Source organism: Prevotella sp. MGM1, assembly GCF_002933775.1.
Classification (GTDB): domain Bacteria; phylum Bacteroidota; class Bacteroidia; order Bacteroidales; family Bacteroidaceae; genus Prevotella.
The window spans coordinates 1-23,143 of record NZ_BEWV01000136.1 but is presented as its reverse complement, the minus strand read 5'-3'; the positions used below and the strand labels follow the sequence as shown (position 1 = coordinate 23,143).

General features: G+C 45.4%; 19 protein-coding genes. 14 read left to right on the top strand and 5 right to left on the bottom strand.

Going from position 1 to position 23,143, the window contains the following annotated elements:
• Positions 1–18: 18 nt before the first annotated feature.
• From MoGM_RS04735 to MoGM_RS04725, 3 genes are read left to right on the top strand one after another with little or no spacing between them, the layout of a single operon-like run.
• Positions 19–1,512, top strand: a complete 1,494-nt coding sequence (locus MoGM_RS04735) for a UxaA family hydrolase (protein ID WP_104368979.1) — start codon at positions 19–21, stop codon at positions 1,510–1,512.
• A gap of 4 nt (positions 1,513–1,516) precedes the next feature.
• Complete coding sequence (locus MoGM_RS04730) at positions 1,517–2,791, top strand: Na+/H+ antiporter NhaC family protein (RefSeq protein WP_104368978.1); 1,275 nt, start codon at positions 1,517–1,519, stop codon at positions 2,789–2,791.
• Positions 2,788–3,909, top strand: coding sequence for a nucleotidyltransferase family protein (locus MoGM_RS04725; RefSeq protein ID WP_199181766.1), 1,122 nt, complete (start codon positions 2,788–2,790; stop codon positions 3,907–3,909). Before MoGM_RS04730 ends, MoGM_RS04725 begins: the two co-directional genes overlap by 4 nt.
• A gap of 483 nt (positions 3,910–4,392) precedes the next feature.
• Here MoGM_RS04725 and MoGM_RS04720 read toward each other — a convergent pair whose 3' ends face one another.
• Together MoGM_RS04720 and MoGM_RS04715 are read right to left on the bottom strand one after the other, a co-directional pair.
• A complete protein-coding gene (locus tag MoGM_RS04720; RefSeq protein WP_146078648.1) occupies positions 4,393–5,535 on the bottom strand; it encodes a zinc ribbon domain-containing protein in 1,143 nt (380 codons plus the stop codon).
• 3 nt (positions 5,536–5,538) lie between these two features.
• Positions 5,539–6,258, bottom strand: a complete 720-nt coding sequence (locus MoGM_RS04715; RefSeq protein ID WP_104368976.1) for a glycoside hydrolase family 25 protein — start codon at positions 6,256–6,258, stop codon at positions 5,539–5,541.
• Positions 6,259–6,336: 78 nt separating this feature from the next.
• Between MoGM_RS04715 and MoGM_RS04710 the strand changes: the two genes are divergently transcribed.
• The 9 genes from MoGM_RS04710 to MoGM_RS04670 all read left to right on the top strand — a co-directional run bounded on the left by MoGM_RS04710 (position 6,337) and on the right by MoGM_RS04670 (position 16,729).
• Positions 6,337–7,623, top strand: a complete 1,287-nt coding sequence (locus MoGM_RS04710; RefSeq protein ID WP_104368975.1) for a clostripain-related cysteine peptidase — start codon at positions 6,337–6,339, stop codon at positions 7,621–7,623.
• Between the two features lie 109 nt (positions 7,624–7,732).
• On the top strand, positions 7,733–9,448 hold the full coding sequence (locus tag MoGM_RS04705) for a glutamine--tRNA ligase/YqeY domain fusion protein (protein WP_104368974.1): 1,716 nt from the start codon (positions 7,733–7,735) through the stop codon (positions 9,446–9,448).
• Positions 9,449–9,470: 22 nt separating this feature from the next.
• Positions 9,471–10,892, top strand: a complete 1,422-nt coding sequence (locus MoGM_RS04700) for a lipopolysaccharide assembly protein LapB (protein WP_104368973.1) — start codon at positions 9,471–9,473, stop codon at positions 10,890–10,892.
• 4 nt (positions 10,893–10,896) lie between these two features.
• Positions 10,897–11,532, top strand: coding sequence for a DedA family protein (locus MoGM_RS04695; RefSeq protein ID WP_104368972.1), 636 nt, complete (start codon positions 10,897–10,899; stop codon positions 11,530–11,532).
• A 21-nt stretch (positions 11,533–11,553) separates the two neighbouring features.
• Positions 11,554–12,621 carry a mannose-1-phosphate guanylyltransferase gene (locus tag MoGM_RS04690; RefSeq protein ID WP_104368971.1) on the top strand — a complete coding sequence of 356 codons (1,068 nt, stop codon included), beginning with the start codon at positions 11,554–11,556 and terminating at the stop codon, positions 12,619–12,621.
• Between the two features lie 34 nt (positions 12,622–12,655).
• Positions 12,656–13,750 carry a GDP-mannose 4,6-dehydratase gene (gene gmd / locus MoGM_RS04685; RefSeq protein WP_104368970.1) on the top strand — a complete coding sequence of 365 codons (1,095 nt, stop codon included), beginning with the start codon at positions 12,656–12,658 and terminating at the stop codon, positions 13,748–13,750.
• On the top strand, positions 13,750–14,919 hold the full coding sequence (locus MoGM_RS04680) for a GDP-L-fucose synthase (protein WP_104368969.1): 1,170 nt from the start codon (positions 13,750–13,752) through the stop codon (positions 14,917–14,919). The genes gmd and MoGM_RS04680 overlap by 1 nt, the downstream gene beginning before the upstream one ends.
• Positions 14,920–15,139: 220 nt before the next feature.
• Positions 15,140–15,691: a tol-pal system YbgF family protein gene (locus MoGM_RS04675; RefSeq protein ID WP_104368968.1), complete on the top strand. Its 552-nt coding sequence runs from the start codon at positions 15,140–15,142 to the stop codon at positions 15,689–15,691.
• Between the two features lie 114 nt (positions 15,692–15,805).
• Positions 15,806–16,729 (top strand): TIGR01212 family radical SAM protein, encoded by a 924-nt coding sequence (locus tag MoGM_RS04670; protein ID WP_104368967.1) that lies wholly within the window; start codon positions 15,806–15,808, stop codon positions 16,727–16,729.
• Here MoGM_RS04670 and MoGM_RS04665 read toward each other — a convergent pair.
• Positions 16,723–17,505: a gliding motility protein GldB gene (locus tag MoGM_RS04665; RefSeq protein ID WP_216651888.1), complete on the bottom strand. Its 783-nt coding sequence runs from the start codon at positions 17,503–17,505 to the stop codon at positions 16,723–16,725. The genes MoGM_RS04670 and MoGM_RS04665 overlap by 7 nt on opposite strands.
• Positions 17,506–18,284: 779 nt before the next feature.
• On the opposite strand from MoGM_RS04665, the gene MoGM_RS04660 reads away from it, so the two are divergent.
• Positions 18,285–19,508, top strand: coding sequence for a DUF4861 domain-containing protein (locus tag MoGM_RS04660; RefSeq protein ID WP_104368965.1), 1,224 nt, complete (start codon positions 18,285–18,287; stop codon positions 19,506–19,508).
• Positions 19,509–19,841: 333 nt separating this feature from the next.
• On the opposite strand, the gene MoGM_RS04655 is transcribed toward MoGM_RS04660, so the two are convergent.
• Positions 19,842–20,873, bottom strand: a complete 1,032-nt coding sequence (locus MoGM_RS04655; RefSeq protein WP_104368964.1) for a glycosyltransferase family 2 protein — start codon at positions 20,871–20,873, stop codon at positions 19,842–19,844.
• A complete protein-coding gene (mtaB, locus tag MoGM_RS04650) occupies positions 20,861–22,225 on the bottom strand; it encodes a tRNA (N(6)-L-threonylcarbamoyladenosine(37)-C(2))-methylthiotransferase MtaB (RefSeq protein WP_104368963.1) in 1,365 nt (454 codons plus the stop codon). The genes MoGM_RS04655 and mtaB overlap by 13 nt, the downstream gene beginning before the upstream one ends.
• 290 nt (positions 22,226–22,515) lie before the next feature.
• Here mtaB and MoGM_RS13155 point away from each other — a divergent pair, with 290 nt between their 5' ends.
• Positions 22,516–22,689 carry a hypothetical protein gene (locus MoGM_RS13155; protein ID WP_172204685.1) on the top strand — a complete coding sequence of 58 codons (174 nt, stop codon included), beginning with the start codon at positions 22,516–22,518 and terminating at the stop codon, positions 22,687–22,689.
• The last annotated feature ends 454 nt before the right edge of the window (positions 22,690–23,143 follow it).

Below are 23,143 nucleotides of genomic sequence, written 5' to 3'. Positions count from 1 at the left end.
CTTAAAATACCTACTAAAATGGAACAAACATTCATCAAAATCAATCCGGCCGACACCGTTGTTGTCTGCCTGCAACAAAAAAGCAAAGGCGACACCATCGAAATAGACGGCAAGACCGTCATCCTTAACCAGGACACCCCGGCGGGACACAAAGTCCTCATCACCGACACCCCCGAAGGAGCCGACATAATAAAATACGGATACCCGATAGGACACGCCTGCAAGCCTCTGAAAGCCGGCGACTGGGTCAATGAGAACAACTTGAAGACCAATCTATCGGGAACTCTCAAATATACATACAACCCCGTAAAGGAAACTCTTGATATCAAGGATGAAAAACGAACCTTCAAGGGATACATGCGTAAAAACGGTGAGGTTGGCACCAGAAACGAGATATGGATCGTGCCCACTGTGGGATGTGTCAACGGCATTGCCGAGAAGCTTGCCGGCAAGCTGCGCCATGAGACAGGCTGCGAAGGCATAGACGATATCTATGCATGGCATCACAATTACGGCTGCTCACAGCTCAGCGGTGACCACGAGAACACACGCAACGTGCTGCGTGACATCGCCCTACACCCCAATGCGGGCGGTGTGCTCGTGCTCGGACTCGGATGCGAGAACAACCAGCCGGAACTGTTTGAGCAGTTGCTCGGCGACTATGATAAAGAAAGAATAAAATTCCTCGTGACCCAAAAGGTTGACGGCGATGAGATTGAGGCCGGAATGGATATTCTGCGCAGTCTCTACGCCACGGCAAAGGAAGACAAGCGTGAGGATGTGAGTGTAAGCAAGTTGCGAGTGGGCTTGAAGTGCGGCGGTAGCGACGGTTTCAGCGGCATCACTGCAAATCCGCTCGTGGGCGAGTTTTCCGACTGGCTCGTGGCCCAAGGAGGAACATCAATACTCACCGAAGTGCCGGAGATGTTCGGTGCCGAGACTATTCTGATGAACCGTTGCGAGACCGCTGAACTGTTCGGCAAAACCGTGAGCATGGTAAATGATTTCAAAGAATACTTCCTCAGCCACGGCGAGCCCGTGGGCGAAAACCCCTCACCGGGCAATAAGGCGGGAGGCATATCTACCCTCGAGGACAAAGCTCTCGGCTGCACCCAGAAATGCGGACGCGCTCCCGTCAGCGGAGTGCTCAAATATGGAGAACGGCTCGACACCAACGGTCTAAACCTGCTATCTGCTCCCGGCAATGACCTGGTAGCCTCAACGGCACTCGCTTCCGCCGGATGCCAGATTGTACTTTTCACAACCGGCCGCGGCACACCGTTCGGCACATTCGTTCCGACAATGAAAATAGCTACCAACCCCACCCTGGCCGCCCGCAAGCCTAACTGGATCGATTTCAGCGCAGGCCAGCTCATCGAGGGCAAAACCATGCAGGAACTTGTACCTGAGTTCATCGACAAGATACTCGCTGTGGCAAGCGGAGAGAAAGCCCGCAACGAAATAAACGACTACCGTGAGATAGCAATATTCAAAAACGGTGTAACACTATAACGATTTGAACAAAGGTCTCATAGCATTAAGTCCGTTACTGGTATTCGTCACCTTGTATCTCGTCACCTCCATTGTGGCAGGTGATTTCTACAAGGTGCCGATTACCGTGGCGTTCATGGCATCATCGGTATATGCGGTAATCATAAGCCGAGGCAGGACACTGCGCCAACGCATCGACATTTTCAGCCGTGGAGCCGGCTCAGAACAGATGATGCTGATGCTGTGGATATTCATTCTGGCGGGAGCGTTCGCAAACAGCGCAAAGGTGATGGGAAGCATAGACGCCACCGTGAACCTCATGCTGACCGTACTCCCCGGAAACATGCTCCTGGCCGGTCTTTTTCTCGCGTCATGCTTCATATCCCTGTCTATCGGCACGAGCTTCGGAACCATCGTGGCACTCGCCCCGATTGCCTCAGGTCTGGCACATTCCACGGGAGCAAGCGTCCCGATGATGGTGGCAGTGGTTGTGGGAGGATCCTTTTTCGGCGACAACCTGTCATTCATTTCCGATACCACCATCGTATCCACATCCACTCAAGAATGCAAGATGAGCGATAAGTTCAAGGTCAACTCATTTCTCGTAATGCCGGCCGCGTTCCTCATTCTCATCATATACATACTACTCGGCAACAACATTAGCTCGCCTCAGAGTATCCCGGACGTGGAGTATACGAAAGTAATACCGTATATCGTAGTACTTATCACGGCTGTGTGCGGACTTAATGTCATGGCCGTTCTCGCCCTCGGCATATCGCTCACAGGACTCATAGGACTGCTCGACAACTCTTTCGACACCTACGGATGGTTCAAGACTATCGGCGACGGTATCACAGGCATGGGCGAGCTTATAATAATAACGATGCTCGCCGGAGGAATGCTCGAACTGATAAAAGTAAACGGTGGTATAGACTACATCATCAAAAACATGACGCGCCGCATATCCGGCAAGCGCGGAGCCGAACTGTCGATAGCGGCACTTGTAAGCATAGTGACCATGTGCACGGCCAACAACACGGTGGCAATCATCACCGTCGGCGGTATAGCCCGCCGCATAAGCCAACGTTTCGGCCTTGACAACCGCAAATGCGCCAGCATCCTCGACACCATGTCGTGCTTCACCCAAGGGTTGCTGCCATACGGGGCACACCTGCTACTGGCAGCCGGAATAGCCTCGACAAGCCCCATGAGCCTCATCCCATATCTTTATTATCCTTTCTGCACAGGTGCAGCCGCCGTACTTGCCATCATATTCAGATACCCGAAACGATACTCATGAAAACAATGCCGGTGATACAGCGAAACTTCTTCCGGCTCCTGCGCAGCGGAACTTTCGGAAGAAAAGACGAGCCATTGGAACCCATGTCCGAATGGAAATGGGACCGTCTGTGCCAACTGGCGCTCATGCACGGTGTAGGCGCACTCGTGGCAGACGGAATAAAAGCATACTCGGATGATTTTTTCTTGCGACTGTCGGACAGGCAAAAGGATAACTGGCATAGAATTACCGAAGAGACGGAAGAGCGAAACAAAGAGACAGACATGTGCCTGGCCGAGCTTTTCGACACGTTCAATCATGCCCACCTGCGCCCTATATTACTGAAAGGCCAGGGCTTCGCATCACTATACGACCGACCCGGCCACCGCTCGGGAGGAGACATAGACATATATTTCCCTTACAAACCGCAAGCGGAAAAGGCCGACGCATGGGCTATCGAGCATGGCACAGAAAAAGACGAGAGTGACAGAAACATGCTGAAATACTTCCGTCACGACATTAAGATAGAACATCACAAGCAAATGATGTATCTGACAAACACACTGCTCAACAGGCGCTTACAAAAGATTATAGATAGCGAAATACGATGCTGCGACTCCGCATACCGCATCATAAACGGAACGAAGATAGAGATCGTGCCTCACACACTGAGTCTTCTTATCATCATAGTTCGCATGGCACGCTATATCATGAACGAAGGCATCAGCCTGAAACAACTTATCGACTTCGGGATGTTTCTCAGAAAAGAAGGAGACAAGGTGGACTTCGTAAAACTGCAAAAATGGATCGGCAAACTGCAGCTGCAACACATGGCACTACTCGAAGGAGCACTTCTCGTAAAGCTGATGAAATTTGATGAGGATGAGCTACCGTTCATAAACTTCAAAAACGACACGGACACCACTACAATAACCGACGACATTTTCGACATGAACGGCAGCCATACAGTAGACTGGTTCTTTACCCAGGGCAAACATGTGTTCGTCACGACAAGCAACTCGAATGCCATGCTATGGCACATCCGTCACACCGCAAAATTCTTCAAATATTATCCAGCTGAGATTTTCACCAATTTCTTCGCTTCTTTTGCCCGCTCACTATCACGCATCGAGGAATAAAAAAATAAGGAAAAGCATACATAGACCGGCAAACGCCCTGTATCTGATGTAATAATAATATCATAAAAAAACGCCTTTAATTTTCCGCAAAATAGAAAATCAAAGGCGCTGTTTTACCCAAACATGTCTATAATTATGCTGTTTTCAAACACATAATTTACATATATTTAACACTGGCTACTACCTTTGGATACATTAGGGTGCTTGTAGCCTTGCATTCGGTTGCCAATTGGAAGATAACGGATTGCTAAACGCAACGCAACGAGCGGCTAAATGCAGACCAATAAGTATCCCGTTGCAAAGCGGGAAACAAACCCTCAACACCCAATAAGCAGTAATACACTGTATATCAAACACTTAACAAAACAACGTAAAATACACGTTTTTTTCGACCACTGGAGTTTTATTTCAAAACAACCGAGTATTCAAGAGGATTTTGTAAATATATCCAACCAATCAAACAGTCCGATAAGAGGATGTTCGTCACTGCACTATTTTCCTCATATTAAGCACACCTATCTTTCCGTCGGAAGTGATCTTCGCATCCACCTTGTAAGTACAGAAAGTCTCTTTCTCTGTGTCACTACGGTCTATCTTCATATCTACCGTGAACATCACGCCATACTCACGGCCTCCATCTGCCGTCTCCTGCTTGTTTATCTTCCAGTCACCATTAGGCCTGAATACAATCGAATTTATGTCTTCCGGCTCATGTATGCGTGCCATATAATCAAGGACATCGCTCTTCGTGGCATTTGCCTTGTGCAAGAAATCGTCCATTACCGGACTTACAGACGAAGTCAGCCCGACTTCGTCACCGGTGGCAAGAGCGTTGAAAAAAGCTGTGAATAACCGGCTTACCTCCGTCTTGTCTGTATCGTCCACACGTTTTGCCTCCATGCGGTCAAATCTGTCACGGGCCTCATCTACATACATTCCGTCCGCATGCGCGTCTATATAGTTCCTGTACGAATCGCGTGTATCTGTCTGTGTGGCCGAAATCCAGTCGAGAGAGTCTATCTTTATCTTTGCCTCCACATTATGCACACTTCCAGGATGCAACCTCATGTAACGCTCGAAAGCTGTTTTCGTTCCGTTTACAACCGCATCGGTCCACTCTGCGTCGATCTTGCCCAACCTGTCGAGACAGGCTTTCACCGAGTCGCGATGCTCTGCCGGAGCGTCCTCATACATGTCAAGATATGTCTGCAACACAGCCGGTTCTTCACTCGACACTGCATTCTCGTATGCCTCCAACTCATTGCGCTGCTGCTCGCCAGTATAAAAATACACGCCAACGAACACGGCTATCAGAACTATGACAAAACAAACGGTAAAAACAGTATACCCTGTTTTCTTTTTCTTCGGTGCATCAACCACACCGACAGATTCCACTGAATCATCCGATGACTGTGCACCTACATTGCCGGCACCATCATTTCGGGTTGCCTTGACGGTGTGCAACTGATGATGACAACCCGGACACAAGTCCAAATCATTAAAAACGACCTCTCCGCAATCGGGGCATTTCATCACCTTTCCGGCTATCTCTATGCCACAACTCGGGCACGTCTTGGCCATGTCGCTAACCTGATGGCCACACTCCGGACACTTTATTATTGCCATATTCTACTCTTTTGTTTTTTCCGAAACTTTGACATTATGCCTGTATCTGATTTCACGCAGGCCGTGATTTCCCATGAACCTGCTTTTATCCACATACCCGTTAACCCCGTTCAGGCTTCCTTTTCCGGTATACTGCCACATGGCTATATCCCGCTCGTCTGCCAATACCGGCTCACGCTCCGTGTACTGGGCTATCATCAGAAGATAGTCATCCACTTTTCCACACAGATGCTTGTTGTAAAAATTGGTATATGTATACAATAGTGGTTTCTGATGGTATGCTTCTTCCACAAGCCGAAGAAACTTAAAAAGCGAGTCGCAGAACTCATCTGTGCCGTATCCGCCGGTCGACTCTATATCTATCATAGGTATAAGGTCCTGTTCTCCCGGCAGACACTGTGTCTTGAAATTTTCCAACTGCTTGACCTGCTCGGTCTTCGGGCGGTAAAAATGATAGCTTCCCACTTTCAGTCCGTGCCTGTGGGCCAATTCTATGTTACGCTCATATCTCGAGTCTATCCTGTCACCGCCCTCAGTGGCTTTCAGGTACACGTATGCCATCTTGGTGTTTTCTCCCACCGCCTCCCAGAACACTTCTCCCTGATAGTGGCTCATGTCTATTCCGTGAACGTGTGTACAAGTATCCTCACACTGCTCGTAAAAATCCTGACCACGCATGTATAGGGACATTAAAAGCAGTAATATAATCGTCAAATATTTCATTATATGATAGCAAAATTAGGTTGCAAAGATACTAACTATTGACAAAATAAATGTAACTTTGCCGAAAAATATTAATATATGAAGTATTTATTAACCATGATTTGGGCTGTGTTTCTGCTCATATCATGCAACGATGATAATGAAATACCTAACAATCACAAGCCCCCGTCTGCCGCAAGGAAAACAGTGATTGTATATATGATAGCTGAAAACAATCTGTCCGGTAACGCCACTGCCGACCTGACAGAAATGGCAGCCGGGTCGAAGAACATTCCAGACGATGTAAACCTGGTGGCATTCGTAGACAATACAGACAGGAACAACCCTCCATACATCGCAAGAATTGCAGGCGGAAAGATATGCAAGAACACGGGATACAACAGTGCCGGAAATGAGTTTTATGCCTCTGACCCGCAAAAGATGAGCGAGATACTGAGCAGAATCATTACGGAGTATCCGGCGGAAGAATACGGACTGGTACTATGGGGACATGCAAGCGGATGGCTGATAGAACAAGACACGATAGCATACCGCACCGCTCATCAAGCCTCCCAAACGGTACGCAGGGCCTACGGATATGATACCGGTGCGGACATGGACGGAAATGGCGGACGAAAATGGATCAACATACCCACTCTCGCAAATGTTCTCGAAGGACTTCGAATACGATTCAAATTCATCCTCGCAGATATATGCAACTTCCAGTCGGCCGAAGTCGCATACGAACTGCGCAACACCGCGGATTTCATAATAGGATCACCGGCAGAAATACCGGCTATCGGCGCGCCTTACGACAAAATAGTGCCATTACTGTTCGGCACATCAGACGATTTCTATAAGAAAATCGTAGACACATATTTCGAACAAGAAGATTATTACGGCAATAAAGTGCCACTCTCTGTGATAAAGACAAACGAGATGGAGTATCTGGCCTACATCACAAACAGGATTATAGCACTGCTGCCGGAAGACGGAACGATAAAAACAGAAGATGCTATCTTTTATTATGGAGAACGTTCAAGAGCGGATGTTATCAAGATTCTAACCGATATAGACTGCATAATGAGCGGAAACATACGGTATGCCGAAGCATACGACGAATGGAAAGCACAGCTCAACAGAACGGTAGTGTACAAGAAATGGACGAGGAAATGGACCACGTCATACAATATTGATTTCGATTTCAAAGACGCGGAAGGCCTATATGGCGGAATGAGTGTCTTCGTGCCGCAAAAGATATATGACGACAGGGTTTTACGGTACGATTACAACAATGATATAAAACGGTTGGAATGGTATTATGCCGCCGGAATGGATTTTTATTATAATAAATCCATAAAAAAAGATATTGACAATATCTATTAGACATTTATTTCGTATCTTTGCATCCCACATATTTTATTATATGACGATGGCTTTGTGCCATGATATTTAGTAACTTTGCATTCACAAATACAAAAAACATAAGATTATTATGGTTGAGAAAAATTGCAGTGAAAACGAAGAGAAAAAAAGCTTGAGCTTCGTTGAACAGATGGTTGAAAACGACCTTGCGGAAGGGAAAAACGGAGGAAAAATACAGACACGATTTCCTCCCGAGCCAAACGGATATATCCATATCGGACACGCCAAGGCCATCTGTATGGACTTCGGAGTGGCGGAAAAATACGGCGGAGTATGCAATCTGCGCTTCGACGACACCAATCCTTCGAAAGAAGACACCGAATATGTTGACTCGATACTCAACGACATCAAGTGGCTCGGTTTTAAATGGGGCAACGTTTATTATGCATCCGACTATTTCCCACAACTTTGGGATTTCGCAATATGGATGATAAAAAACAATCTCGCATACATAGACGAACAGACATCGGAGCAGATTGCCGAACAAAAAGGCACTCCGACCACTCCGGGAAAGCCGAGTCCGTACCGTGACCGCCCGATAGAGGAAAGTCTCAAACTGTTCAACAAGATGAACACACCCGAGGCAGTGGAAGGTTCAATGGTACTGAGAGCCAAAATGGACATGGCAAATCCCAACATGCACTTCCGCGACCCGGTAATGTATCGCATCATCCACACTCCGCATCACCGCACCGGAACGAAATGGCACGCCTACCCGATGTACGACTTCGCACACGGACAGAGCGACTATTTCGAAGGTGTCACCCACTCTATATGCACGCTGGAGTTTGTTCCTCACCGCCCTCTCTACGACAAGTTCATAGACCTGCTCAAAGAGTCGGAAAACAAAACGGAAAACGAGACAGGCTACCGTCCGAGACAGATTGAGTTTAACCGCCTGAACATCACGTACACAGTGATGAGCAAGCGCAAACTTCACACTCTCGTGGACGAACATCTCGTAAACGGATGGGACGACCCGCGAATGCCCACCATCTGCGGTATGAGACGACGCGGGTATTCATCAGAGAGCATAAGAAATTTCATACGCTCAATCGGTTACACCAAGTTTGACGCACTGAACGACTACGCACTGCTCGAAGCAGCCGTTCGAGATGATCTCAACAAGAGAGCTACACGCATATCGGCAGTGATAAATCCCGTGAAACTTATCATCACAAACTATCCCGAAGGAAAGACGGAAGAGATGGAAGCGGTGAACAATCCGGAAAACGAAGCCGAGGGAACCCATACCATCACGTTCAGCCGTGAACTGTGGATAGAACGGGATGACTTCATGGAAGACGCTCCGAAGAAGTTTTTCCGCATGACACCAGGAAAGGAAGTGAGACTCAAAAACGCCTATATAATAATGTGCACCGGATGCAAAAAAAACGCAAACGGGGAGATAGAAGAAATCTATGCCGAGTATGACCCGCAGAGTAAAAGCGGCATGGACGGGGCAAACAGAAAAGTGAAAGGCACGCTACATTGGCTAAGCGCAGGTCACTGTATGCCTGCCGAAGTGCGCCTATACGACAGACTGTTCAGCGTGGAAAATCCGTCGGCCGATGATCGTGACTTCCGAGAACTGCTCAATCCGAAATCACTGACAGTACTCAACAATTGTTATGTGGAGAGATTCATCACGGAAAAAAATGTCGGTGACTTCCTGCAATTCCAGAGAATCGGATATTTCACGATAGATAAGGATACCACAAAAGATAAGTTGATATTCAACCGCACAGTGGGACTTAAAGACACATGGGCAAAAATGAACAAATAAGGCCTCGAAGAATATTTAAGTAATGCAAATAGACGACGAATACTTCGACAGTAAAGAGTTTAAGGAAGTATTAAACTCATACGAAGAATCAATCGAATCGGGCGATACTCCCTTTATGGATGTTGACGATTTGGTTGATATTGCCGACTATTATAACTACAAAGGCAAAGCGGCAAAGTCTCGGGAAGCAATAGGGCTTGCGCTCGAATTGTATCCCGAGGCCGCATCGCCGCTCATATTCAAAGCATGCGAAGAATTGAGAAACGGCCGGATTGAAAATGCGGAAGAGCTTGCCGGCTGTGTCACAGATAAAGAAACACCTGACTATAAATATCTTGAAGCGGAAATATTGATAGCCAAAAACGAAATCGACAAAGCGGAAAAATTCCTTCATGAGTATTTCATGACCGTTGAACCGGATGATTACGACGATTTTGTACTTGACATAGCAAACATATACATAGACTATGGAATAAACGACAAGGCATATCAATGGATGACGCGGGCAAAAAATCATCACAGTTCCGACTATAAGGAACTTATGGCAAGGGCACTGTTCGGAATGGGAAAATTCAGCGACAGCGCCGATATTTTCAATGAGCTTATTGATGAAAATCCGTATTCCAAGAACTATTGGAATGCCTTGGCCAGCGCACAGTTCATGGAAGAGAAGTTCAGCGATGCCATAACGAGCAGCGAATATGCGATTGCCATCGACCCTACAGACCCCGACGGACTGATAGCCAAGGCCAACGGCCTGTACCGTCTTGGTAATTATGAAGAGGCATTGAAGTATTATGAAAGATATTGCGACGTGGTTCCCGATGACGAATTCGGATGGCTAAACACTGGTACATGCCTCGCATATCTTGATTTATATGACAAAGCAATAGAGGCCCTGCTTAAAGCTGAGGCCGCGGCACAGTCCAGTTCACCATACAGAGTGCAGATTTATCATGAACTCGCTTTTGCGTACAGCGCAAAAAAAATGCCAGACAAAGCGCTGGAAGTCCTCGACAAGACAAAAAGCATTGACTGCAATCATGCCGATATAGACGTGCTTAAAGGACATATATTACTGGAAAACGGCAGATTGGAAGAGGCGGAAGACATATACAAACAAGCAATCATAAAATCTGAGAGCAATCCCGAGATTGTATTACGCATCACAGTATCATTATACGATAACAAATACATCGAAGCGGCATACAATATGTTCAAAAAGTTATTTGAAGTAACGGAAGACGGTTTCAATCAAGGATACGCATATATGGCACGTTGCTGCTGGGATATGAAAAAAGCGGATGAGTTTTTATACTATCTTAAAATTGCAGTAAAACGTAATCCAAAAGAAGCGGAAAACGTGCTTTCAAATATCTTCCCGAAAGATATCAAGCCTGAGAATTATTTTGATTACATGATTAACAAATTAAATATTAAATAATAGAATGAATATTATCTCGACACTGTTAGACAACCTTAATTACGGAACGATTCTCTTTTTAATGTTCATCGAAAGCAGTGCCATACCTTTTCCGTCGGAGGTAGTGGTGGCACCAGCGGCATATCATGCCGCGGCAGGTGAATTGGATATTTTTCTTGTAATACTATTTGCGACCATCGGAGCTGACCTTGGAGCTACCGCAAATTATGTTGCCGCTTATTTTCTCGGCAGACCTATAATATACAGATTTGTCAACAGCAGATGGGGAAAGATGTGCTTACTGAATCAGGAGAAAGTGGAAAAAAGCGAAAAATACTTTTATGATCACGGCACGGTAGCGACACTGACCGGAAGACTGCTGCCTGTAATAAGGCAATTAATATCCATTCCGGCCGGACTGGCAAAGATGAACTATTGGAAATTCCTGCTCTATACAACAATAGGAGCCGGTTGCTGGAACGGCATATTAGCCGCACTCGGCTGGTATCTGCATTCGATCGTTCCGGAAAACGAACTCAATGATAAAATATCGGAATACTCACATCAGATTCAATTATTCATTATTGTAGCGTTTATCATCGCCGTAGGTTACTTCGTAATTAAAAGAATGATGAGCAAACGCGGCAAATCCACCAAATAACAATTAAACAAATTAATCATTATGGCAGCCAACAACAATCACTTGGTTATCATGGCAGGCGGCGTAGGCAGCCGTTTTTGGCCCATGAGCACAACGGACAATCCGAAACAGTTTATCGATGTCCTCGGTGTGGGAAAATCGCTGTTACAGCTCACGGTAGAGAGATTTAAAGATATATGCGACCATGACAATATATGGATTGTAACCAACGAGAAATATATTGGCATCGTGAAAGAACAGCTTCCGGATATACCCGAAAGCAACATTCTTTGCGAACCGTGCAGAAGAAACACAGCACCATGCATCGCTTATGTAAGTTGGAGAATAAAATCGAAAGACCCCAAAGCCAATATCGTGATTTCGCCAAGCGACCACATTGTCACAAACACAGCGGAATTCACACGTGTAATCTCCGGATGCATGAAGTTCACGAGCGAGAACGACGCCATAGTCACGCTTGGAATAAAACCTTCACGTCCTGAAACTGGCTACGGATACATACAGGCCGACCTGTCTTCAAGTTCACTGAGAAACAAAGAAATATACAAAGTAGACTCTTTCCGTGAAAAGCCCGATCTGCAAACCGCACAGCAATATATACAGAAGAAAAACTATTTCTGGAATGCAGGTATCTTCATTTGGAACGTAAACACTATCGTAAACGCATTCAGAGTATACCAGCCAACCATGGCAAAAATATTCGAATCGCTTATACCTGTATACAATACGGATAATGAGCAAAAAGAAATCAACCGGCTGTTTCCTGAGTGTGAGAACATATCAGTGGATTACGCTATAATGGAAAAGGCCGAAGAGATTTTCATCTGTCCGGCAGATTTCGGGTGGAGCGATCTCGGCACATGGGGATCCCTACTCACACAGACAAAGAAAGACCTATACGGAAACAGTTGCATAGGAAAAGACATAAACCTGTTTGAGACACACAACTGCATGATCCACACCATGCAGGAAAAGAAAGTGGTCATCCAAGGGCTCGACGGCTATATCGTGGCGGAGAACAACGACACTCTCCTTATATGTAAACTATCGGAAGAACAACGCATAAAACAATTCTCAGGACAGAATTAAACAATATCAACAGAATAACAATCAACAAAGCATTATGAATAAAAAAGTCGCATTAATCACAGGTGTCACAGGCCAGGACGGCTCTTACCTGTCTGAATTTCTAATAAAGAAAGGATACGATGTACATGGCATCATCCGCCGCAGCTCTGTAGATTACAGAGAACGGATTGCCCACCTTGAGGGTCATCCGCAGTTCCACCTGCACTATGCCGACATGGGTGACTCGATGTCTCTCGTGAAAGTGGTTGGCAAAGTACAACCGACCGAGATTTATAACCTTGCCGCCCAAAGTCACGTCCAGGTATCGTTCGATTCTCCTGAGTTCACCGCTGATGTTGATGCCACCGGCGTTCTTCGCATTTTGGAAGCCGTTCGAGCCAATCATCTCGAACAAACATGCCGTATCTATCAGGCATCCACATCCGAACTGTATGGAAAAGTAGAAGAGGTACCGCAAAACGAGAACACACCTTTCCACCCGTACTCTCCCTATGCCGTGGCAAAACTCTACGGTTTTTGGATTATCAAGGAATACCGGGAAGCATACAACATGTTCTGTTGTTCGGGAATACTATTCAATCACGAGTCTGAACGCCGTGGCGAGACTTTCGTCACACGCAAGATAACCCTTGCCGCAGCACGTATCGCGCAAGGAAAACAAGAGAAATTATATCTCGGCAACCTGTCGTCACTTCGCGACTGGGGATATGCGAAAGATTATGTGGAGTGCATGTGGCTGATTCTTCAACACGACACCCCGGAAGATTTCGTAATAGCCACGGGCGTACAGCACTCGGTACGTGAGTTCTGTCAATACGCTTTCAGGGCCGCAGGAATAGAACTGGAATTCAAAGGCGAAGGAATGGACGAGAAAGGGTACGACATCAAGACAGGCAAATGCCTCATCGAGGTGTCACCCGACTTTTACAGACCTACCGATGTCGTCAATCTTTGGGGCGACCCCTCAAAAGCCAAGAAAGAACTGGGCTGGGATCCGATGAAGACCACGTTTGAAGAGCTCGTCAACATAATGGTAAAGCATGACATGCAGAAAGTGGCGGCAGACCACGTGGCCAGCGTCATGAGAACAAACCTTGCCGAATATCTTGAAAAAGGAGTCGTGAAATAATGTTGGACAAGAACAGTAAGATATATATTGCGGGACACCACGGGCTTGTGGGTTCCGCAATTTGGAATAACCTGCATGCAAGAGGCTATAAAAATCTCATCGGCAGATCGCATAAAGAGCTCGACCTCACCGACCAGAAAGCCGTAAAAGAGTTTTTCGACAGTGAAAGGCCTGATGCCGTCGTGCTTGCGGCTGCATTCGTAGGCGGAATAATGGCAAACTCATTATACCGCGCCGACTTCATCATGCAAAACATGATGATGCAGTGCAACGTCATTGGAAACGCCTACTCACACGGTGTGAAGAAACTCCTTTTCCTCGGTTCAACGTGCATATATCCCAAAAACGCACCGCAACCGATGAAAGAAGACGCCCTCCTGACATCGCCACTCGAATACAGCAACGAGGAATATGCGATAGCAAAGATTGCCGGCTTGAAGATGTGCGAGAGCTATAACCTGCAATACGGCACGAACTACATCGCCGTAATGCCGACCAACCTCTACGGGCCGAATGACAATTTCCACTTGGAAAACAGTCATGTGATGCCGGCAATGATGCGAAAAGTGTATCTGGCGAAACTCATACACGACAACAATTGGGACGCCATCAAGACTGACATGGACAAGCGGCCGGTGGAAAGCGTCACTGGCAGCAACACAAAAGACGATATACTCGCCGTGCTCGCAAAATACGGTATCGGAGATAACAAGGTCGTACTATGGGGCACCGGCACTCCGCTGCGCGAGTTCCTGTGGAGCGAAGACATGGCGGATGCCAGCGTTCACGTGCTGCTCAACGTTGATTTCAAAGAAATCATAGGCATAGAAAAATACTCATCTGTATTCCACGGAGCATCTGTCGACGGCGATGTAGACCGCAACAACAGCGAAGGGCGTGGCGGGGCGATACCGGCACTCGGCGAGATACGCAACTGCCACATCAATGTGGGCACAGGAAAAGAGCTTACCATACGCGAGTTATCGGAACTCGTGGTGAAAACGGTGGGCTTCGAGGGAGTCATTGAGTTTGACAGCTCTAAACCGGACGGCACTCCCCGCAAACTGATTGATGTCGAAAAACTGCACTCTCTCGGCTGGACACACAAGGTTGAGATTGAGGACGGAGTGCAAAAACTCTTCGATTGGTACAAAGACAGTCTGAAATAGCACCGGCAAAAGATTTATTTACGCATAAGACGAAAGTCCTGTCGCAAAGGTTATATCAACCAAGACCACTGTGACAGGACTTTTTTATTAACGAAAAATAATAAAAAAACGGAACAAGAAAACTCTAAGCCCATGTTGCATGACAACAACAAGAAGTTGCCGTTGTCCGTTTTTTTATGATCTTTGCATACTGATGAACGGCTATTAATGGTCTGACGAAATGAAAACGCAGCTTTACAAACATATCATACACATACTATATACTGTGTCGGCTGTTGCTGCCATGTCGTTATTGCATGCATGCACCAACTACGAATATTGCCGGGATTTGCTCACGGCAGACAGCATCATGGCCGAAAATCCCGAAAAAGCGGTATCCATGCTCGACTCGATGAGAGCCGAAATGCCGGCAGCTCCGGAGCATGAACGGATGTTATACGAGTTGCTGCGCGTCAAAGCTGCCGACAAGACATACATAACTCATAAGTCGGACAGCACAATAATGAAACTCGTAGACTACTACGAGAACGCCGGCGACACACGCTTTCTCCCCGAAGCATACTACTATGCCGGAAGCATATACCGTGATTTGAACGACGCTCCACGCGCCATCGATTTCTATCAAAAGGCGGAAGATAAATTAAACAAAAACAGAAACTACCGGCTTTTAAGCAATATAAACGTACAGAAGGATATATTTTCAGCAAGCAATATCTTTACAAAGAAGCCCTGCAAGCACATCTCAAGGCATATAAATACGACAGTCTGTTGAAAGACACCGTAAATATTATATATAGTTTAATATCTTTGGCAAAGATACGAAATTTTGAAGCGGAATGCAAGTTTTAAGGAAAAAACCGGTAACTTTGTTCTTTTCAAAGCGACAATGACAACAGACACACACTACAATGACTTCGGGACATGGATACGCTCAAAATTCCCGTTCAAAGTACAGAAAATATCCATCGACGCCGGATTCTCCTGCCCCAACAGAGACGGGCTTACAGGCCATGACGGGTGCATATTCTGCGACAACCGGACCTTCAACCCGTCGTATTGCGACAAGAAAGACTCGATAAAGCTGCAACTCGAAGAGGGAAAGAAGTTTTTCGGAAGGAAATATCCCGACATGAAATATCTGGCTTATTTCCAGGCATATACGAATACTTATGCCCCTGTGGACAAGCTGAAAGAGCTGTATGAAGAGGCGCTGGGCACGGAAGATGTGGTGGGAATAGTAATCGGCACGCGCCCCGACTGCATGCCCACAGAACTGCTCGACTACCTGGAACAGCTCAGCCGGCAGACATTTCTCATCGTGGAATACGGCATAGAGTCGGCCAACAACGACACCCTGAAGCAGATAAACAGAGGCCACACGTTTGAATGCGCAAAGGAAACGATAGAGAGAACGGCAGAAAGAGGGATAACAACCGGCGGACATATCATCATAGGACTGCCTGGAGAAGACCGCGCCGAAAGTCTCAGACAAGCACCTTTAATATCGGACCTGCGTCTCGACATTCTTAAAATTCATCAGATGCAGATAATAAAAGGAACAAGACTGGCCGATATTTACGATAAAAAACCGTTTCATCTTTACACTGCCGGGGAATACGTAACACTTATATCGGAGTATATCAGTATGCTGAGAAGCGACCTGATACTGGAAAGATTTGTGTCGCAATCGCCCAAAGAACTGCTCGTCGCCCCGCAGTGGGGATTGAAAAACCACGAGTTTACCAACCTTCTGAACAATCATCTGAAAAGGAATAACATATTTCAGGGGCAAAAACATTACGGTCAATAGGTCGAGATATACGCACAATTGTCATGTCTGAGCAACTGTTCCAGAGTCACCTGCCTGTTCTTGTGCATGTATTTCTCCACCTTTGACACACATTTGCCTCCAAATACATTCCGCCTGACAATCTTGTTCGTCACCCACTGTATTTTCCCTATGTGCATATCATGAAGAGCATGGGATGTATCTTCCTCTGGAGAAACGGGAAAAAGACTGAGAACATAGAACATAACGCAATCAGGAACAATCATCGAGCGCACCATATGCTTGCGTTGCGACTCCGGATAATACTTATAATAAACAGGATACTTGGTACCCAAGTACTTATCCAGACATATGCCTATCATCCCATTGTTTACCACAATACTTTGGTCAAAAGCACCTATCTGGGTGTAGATTAAAGGTATCTTCATGTCTGGAAGTATGCTTTTCAAACGTCCGAAAGCATCTGACAAATCTTTGTCTATATCAGTCATATCGGCATATTGCTCCCCAACCTCACCCAAAACACCTTGGAGCGTGCTGTCCTGATAGTAATTCAAAAATCTGGCGTTTATCTGCGGCTCATTCACATAACCAATCCTCAACACATCCTCAATCAAAGTACATGTCTGCATTGGATATCCGGTATTCATCTGCTGCAATGCGGAAAAATCCCCTGTAGTGAGATATTTTGTCTCCACTTTGTCATATCGCTCCACCCGCAACAGCAAATCCGTATCACTGTCTCCCCATTTCATCTTCCACTCGCAACCTACACAAGTGAATAAAACGATAAGCAATATATAATATATCCTATGCACCTGATATTTGATTTCTATTCCTGGCTAAATCGTAAAGCTACCGCAAATATAGTAAAAAAATATTAAATACGGCACAATCCGCCGCTTTTTTAAAAGACATCGGCACCCGATTAAAATTTATGAAACCGAAAAATAGTAGTACATGCCAATACGTGGCATGTCAAGACTATGATTGTTACATACAGTTCAGATTGCAGGATCTACCATAATATCATTATGGATATATACGTTTTCCCATTTGCGAATCTCAGTCTTACAACATAAATAAAATAAAAAACTTTAAGAAACATTAGATAATACAAAAGTCACTAACAATCCACTATTCTGACACAAAACACCCAAACCAGTAAAATACTATATTAAGTTTAAAATATTACTTGTCTTCAACTCTAAGACTATAAATAAAACTAATTGTAGGCAAATGATAAGATATTAATGCTGAGTTGAACGGTTGTTTTCCTGTTCCTCATATATGATTTACATACATCGGGGAACGAGAATTGATGAAAACCGGCATTTATAATCTGCTATGATATTGCTCTGTCCGTATTATATCATAAGGAAACAAGTTTTTTATTATGCGGGTAGATATACGAATAAAAAAATCATTAACAAAGAAGTAAGCTAAAAAAAGTGAAAAAAGAACATACGAAACCTATTCCATTGTTTATTTCCGCAAAAACGAACAGGCTTTTCAAGCTATTTTCCTTAACTTTGTATTCTGATTAATACTAACTATTAAAGCATTTTATATAATTATGAAAAGAACTTTTCTTGTGACTGCATTGCTGACCGTCATGGCATCGGCGACAATGGCACAAAAAACATTCGACGTGAATGTAATCAACAAATCAAAGACAGACCGTAAGGCCGTTCCGGTGGTCTTGGACCTCAAAAAATACGGCATGGACGTTAAATCAGCCTTGGTACAGAGCGACGGCACTGAGATACCGTCTCAACTCGATGATCTGAACGGCGACGGAATATTTGACGAGTTGTGCTTCATAACAGACATAAGCAAGAAAAGCGAGCTTAAGTTCAGCGTGCGACTGATGCCGGACGGCAAGCCCCGCGAGTACAAGCCGCAGGTATACGCCGAGATGCTGATGTCAAACAAAAAGGTGAAAAGTTCCAACAAGCAGAACCTTTACATTAGCAGCCTGACCGTAGACAACGGCACGAACCCATATTGGATGCTTCATCACCACGGCCCGGCATTCGAAAATGAAATGGTGGCGTACAGGATATACTTCGATCACCGCCAGACAGTAGACATATATGGCAAATACAAGAAAGGACTGGAACTGAAAGAGACACAGTTCTACCCCGACAAGGCTCAGAAAGCGGCCGGTTTCGGAGATGACATCCTGTGGGTCGGCGAGACACTCGGACTGGGAACGCTGCGCGGATGGAACGGCAACGCGCCCCAAATGCTCAAAGACGTAGACCACAGAACATTGCGCCTAGTGGCACGCGGACCGTTGCGCACCATTGTAGAAGTCATAGACAAAGGATGGAATACTATGAACCCGGGCAAAGACAAAATAGACATGACAATGAGATATACGCTCTACGCCGGAAGACGCGACTGTTTCGTGGACGTGAAGTTCAACAAACCGGTGCCGGAATACCAATTTGCCACCGGTATCATAAACGTTAAAAACTCGGTTGAGATGAGCGACAACAAAGGTCTGCGCGGTTGCTGGGGAACAGACTGGCCCGTATCCGAGAAAGACTCGGCCGGCCACAAGCGCGAGACCGTGGGTCTCGGCATCTGCATTCCTGCGGCAAACGTGATAAGCGAACTGCCCGCAAACAAGGACAACTACCCATACGTCATCGGAAACGCAACAGACGAGTTGCACTACAACATAACCTTCGGCTCTGCCAACGAGACTTTCGGTTTCCACAGTGCCGACGCATGGTTCGAGCATCTGAAAGCGTGGAAGAAAGAACTTGAAACTCCCATAGAAATCAAATGACAAGGAAAGAAAAGAGATTTATCCCGAAATATGAATTCGAGAAATACCATTATTATAAGGTACTTCAAGCCTCGATAATTCTGGAATAAAATCCACACGGACACAAATAAACGTATCTTGAACGTTTTAATACACAAGTACCGGACAATTAATTCAATAGGTCAAATCATAATGATTTGGCCTATTGAATTAATCCTGTTGAATATCAAACTCATACATAGGCGGGAACACCACACTAAATATAGTGGCATGTAGGAACCGGACAATTATATTTCACTAAAACAAGGTGTTAAATCCGTAATTCCATTATCATAAACCATCGGCAGTTTCCCACTATCCATCAGCCATGGGCAAATCGGAAAAACGCTTATATCCTTTAACATAATACTGCCAAAGAATAGAGAAATCAAACCTGCCTGGTATTTTTTTCACCATACATGCTTCCATTATGTGTTCCCTTTCGGCCTTGAAATCCTTTTTCCACCTGCCAAACTCCCTGCGGGCACGCAGCACGGCCATAAAATCCTTGGGACTGCGCTTCAGCAGCAACATCTCGAACGCCGCCAGATAGTCGAGTAACATACGAATACGCATCACACGTCTGATCTCTGCTTCCGGCAGACATTTATACAACATGGTAAGGTTATTCCTGAAATTAAGGTATGTCTTCATCGGATTACTCTTTGGAAGCGTTCCTCCACCCACATGATATACCTTGCTTTCCGGAATGCAATATATCCCCTTTCCGAGCATACGAAGACGCCAACACAGGTCTATCTCCTCGTTATGGGCAAAGAACCGGCCGTCAAGACCGCCAACAGTATTATAATCGTCGGCCCTCACCATCAACGCCGCTCCCGTGGCCCAAAAAATCTCAATATTGCCGTCATACTGCCCTTCATCACGCTCCACGGTGTCAAATATGCGTCCGCGACAGAAAGGATAGCCATACTTATCTATAAATCCGCCGCTCGCGCCGGCATATTCAAAAGCTCCCCTGTCGCATATGGACAGTAACTTGGGCTGGCATGCCGCAACATCAGGATGAGAATCCATGAAAGTGACAAGAGGACGAAGCCAGTTTTCCGTCACTTCAATATCTGAGTTGAGCAACAGATAGTACTCTGCATCTATCCCGGCCAAAGCCTTGTTATATCCCTCGGCAAAGCCCCAGTTTTTTTCAAGTTCTATTATCCTGCATTCGGAAAACTCATTGCGTAAAAGAGTCAACGAGTCATCGGAAGACTTGTTGTCGGCCACGTATACCGACACCCCATCTCCCGAATTTGCCAACACGGAAGGAAGATATTTCCTCAGCATATCAGCCCCATTCCAGTTGAGTATCACTATAGCTATTTTGTCCATATCCCATCAACCTTTAAGGCCGTTTTATCATGATTAAAATCACCAAGTCTCACTCTCATCAGCATATTGTCATATTCCGGCCTGGCATCGGCTGGAGAAAGCTCGACACGCACATAATTATCAGTAAACCCATGCATGGCTTTTCCACGAGGAGCTTTCTCAAACAAAACTTCGACCTCACGGCCTATATAACGCGAATAAAACGAACGGGTTTTCTCTTCCGACAGTTCGAGCAAACGCTTGCTACGCAGCTTCTTGGTTTTGTCGTCCACTATATACGGGATGCTCAAAGCCGATGTCCCAGGACGCTCGGAGTATGGAAACACATGCAACTGTGTCACATCAAGTGATTTCAGAAAACAGTAAGTTTCCTCAAAACACTCAGGAGTCTCCCCTCTGCATCCCACCATCACGTCTACCCCAATGAATGCGTCCGGCATGGCCTGCTTTATCTTAACTATCTTATCCGCAAACAATGAGGTGTCATAATGACGGTGCATGAGTTTCAGCACCGTGTCACTGCCACTCTGCAACGGAATATGAAAATGAGGCATAAAAGCCCTGCTCGACGCACAATAGCCGATAAGTTCGTCTGAAAGCAAATCCGGTTCAAGGCTGCTTATCCTGAAACGTTTTATTCCATCAACTTTATCCAACGCCATGACAAGATCTGTGAAACTCTCGCCTGTCGTCTTGCCGAAATCTCCAATGTTCACACCCGTAAGCACAATCTCCCGCCCCCCGTCACGGGCAGCTTCCTCCGCTTGTGCCACAAGAGAGGCCACCGAGGGATTACGACTGAACCCTCGGGCATACGGAATGGTGCAGTAAGTGCAGAAATAATCACATCCGTCCTGCACTTTCAGGAAATATCGTGTGCGATTGCCACGCGAACAACTTGGGGCAAAACTCTTTATCTCTTTTGTCTTAACTCTATGAAAACGGTGAAGACTCTCACACCCAGTATCACTCATAGCCAACCTACCACTCCACGCTTCAGATAGAAACTGTATAAGATTGGCTTTCTCATTTGAGCCAAGCACAAGATCCACGCCATCTATCTTGCTGACCGTCTCCGCCTCCAACTGTGCATAGCATCCGGTCACAACGACAAACGCGCCCGGATTGTTTCTCACAAGCCGGTGAATGGCCTGCCTGCATTTATGGTCTGCCACCTCTGTGACCGAACATGTGTTTATAAGACATAAATCAGCTTGTTCCCCCTTCTTCACCGTGCATACTCCCATATCCTGCAACATCTTACCAAATGTGGATGTCTCGGAGAAATTCAACTTGCACCCCAAAGTGAAATAAGCCGCTTTTTTGCCTTGAAAAGCTGATGTATCTATCATATATATAAAATAATGTATATCTTAAATCCTGTCGATGGGTCATTTAACCAAGACAAAGATACGCATTTTTTACCAATCAACATATAAATGATACTATTTATCACAAACAATCACAAATACATCTTTTTTAACACTTCACAATACACTGATTTTCAGCGTATTACTAAAAAGTTACAACTACAGGCATAAAAAAGTCATAAAAAAACAAACAACGTATCAAAAAAATGTATACCTTTGCAACGTTTTAATAAACAAATGATTGTTTTACAGAAATTAAAAAAGCAAAGAAAATGAAAAAATTAGTATTTATGTTTGTAGCTGTTGCAGCTATCTCTTTCGCATCTTGTGGTAACAAAACAAATCAGGCTGCTCCCGTAGATTCTGATACTGTTGTTGTTGACGTTGATAGCGCTGCTGTTGATACAGTTGCCGCTGATACAGTTGCCGCTGATACAGTTGCTTAATTGTTAGCTACAAACTAACTAAGAAAGAACAGAGAATCCGCTGAGTAGATGATACTCGGCGGATTTTTTTTATACCCGAGAACCCATTACCATCCACAAGACGAACTCTTCTTAACAGCAAGACAGATACTTATTCATCGGACAAAAAATCCTAATTCAAGACCCCCAAAATACTTCTACCAAGATTAAGAGTACCCCTTTTATAAATCAGAAGCATCGTATCCTAGCCTGAAGACAAATCACCAAATCCAACAGTACCGGCTTATGCCTATATATAATTTATCGAATTTCCTCTCATTGAAAATGATTTCTGCAAGCAAATATAATTCATTAAAGACCGGGAAATAAATATCAGACTATAACAATACAGGTCATATCATAAAAAAAGTAGACAAAATCAGGGTCAGCGGATTTTTCCGGTGGGCGGGAGAGAGTATCAAGAGTATAATGTGGC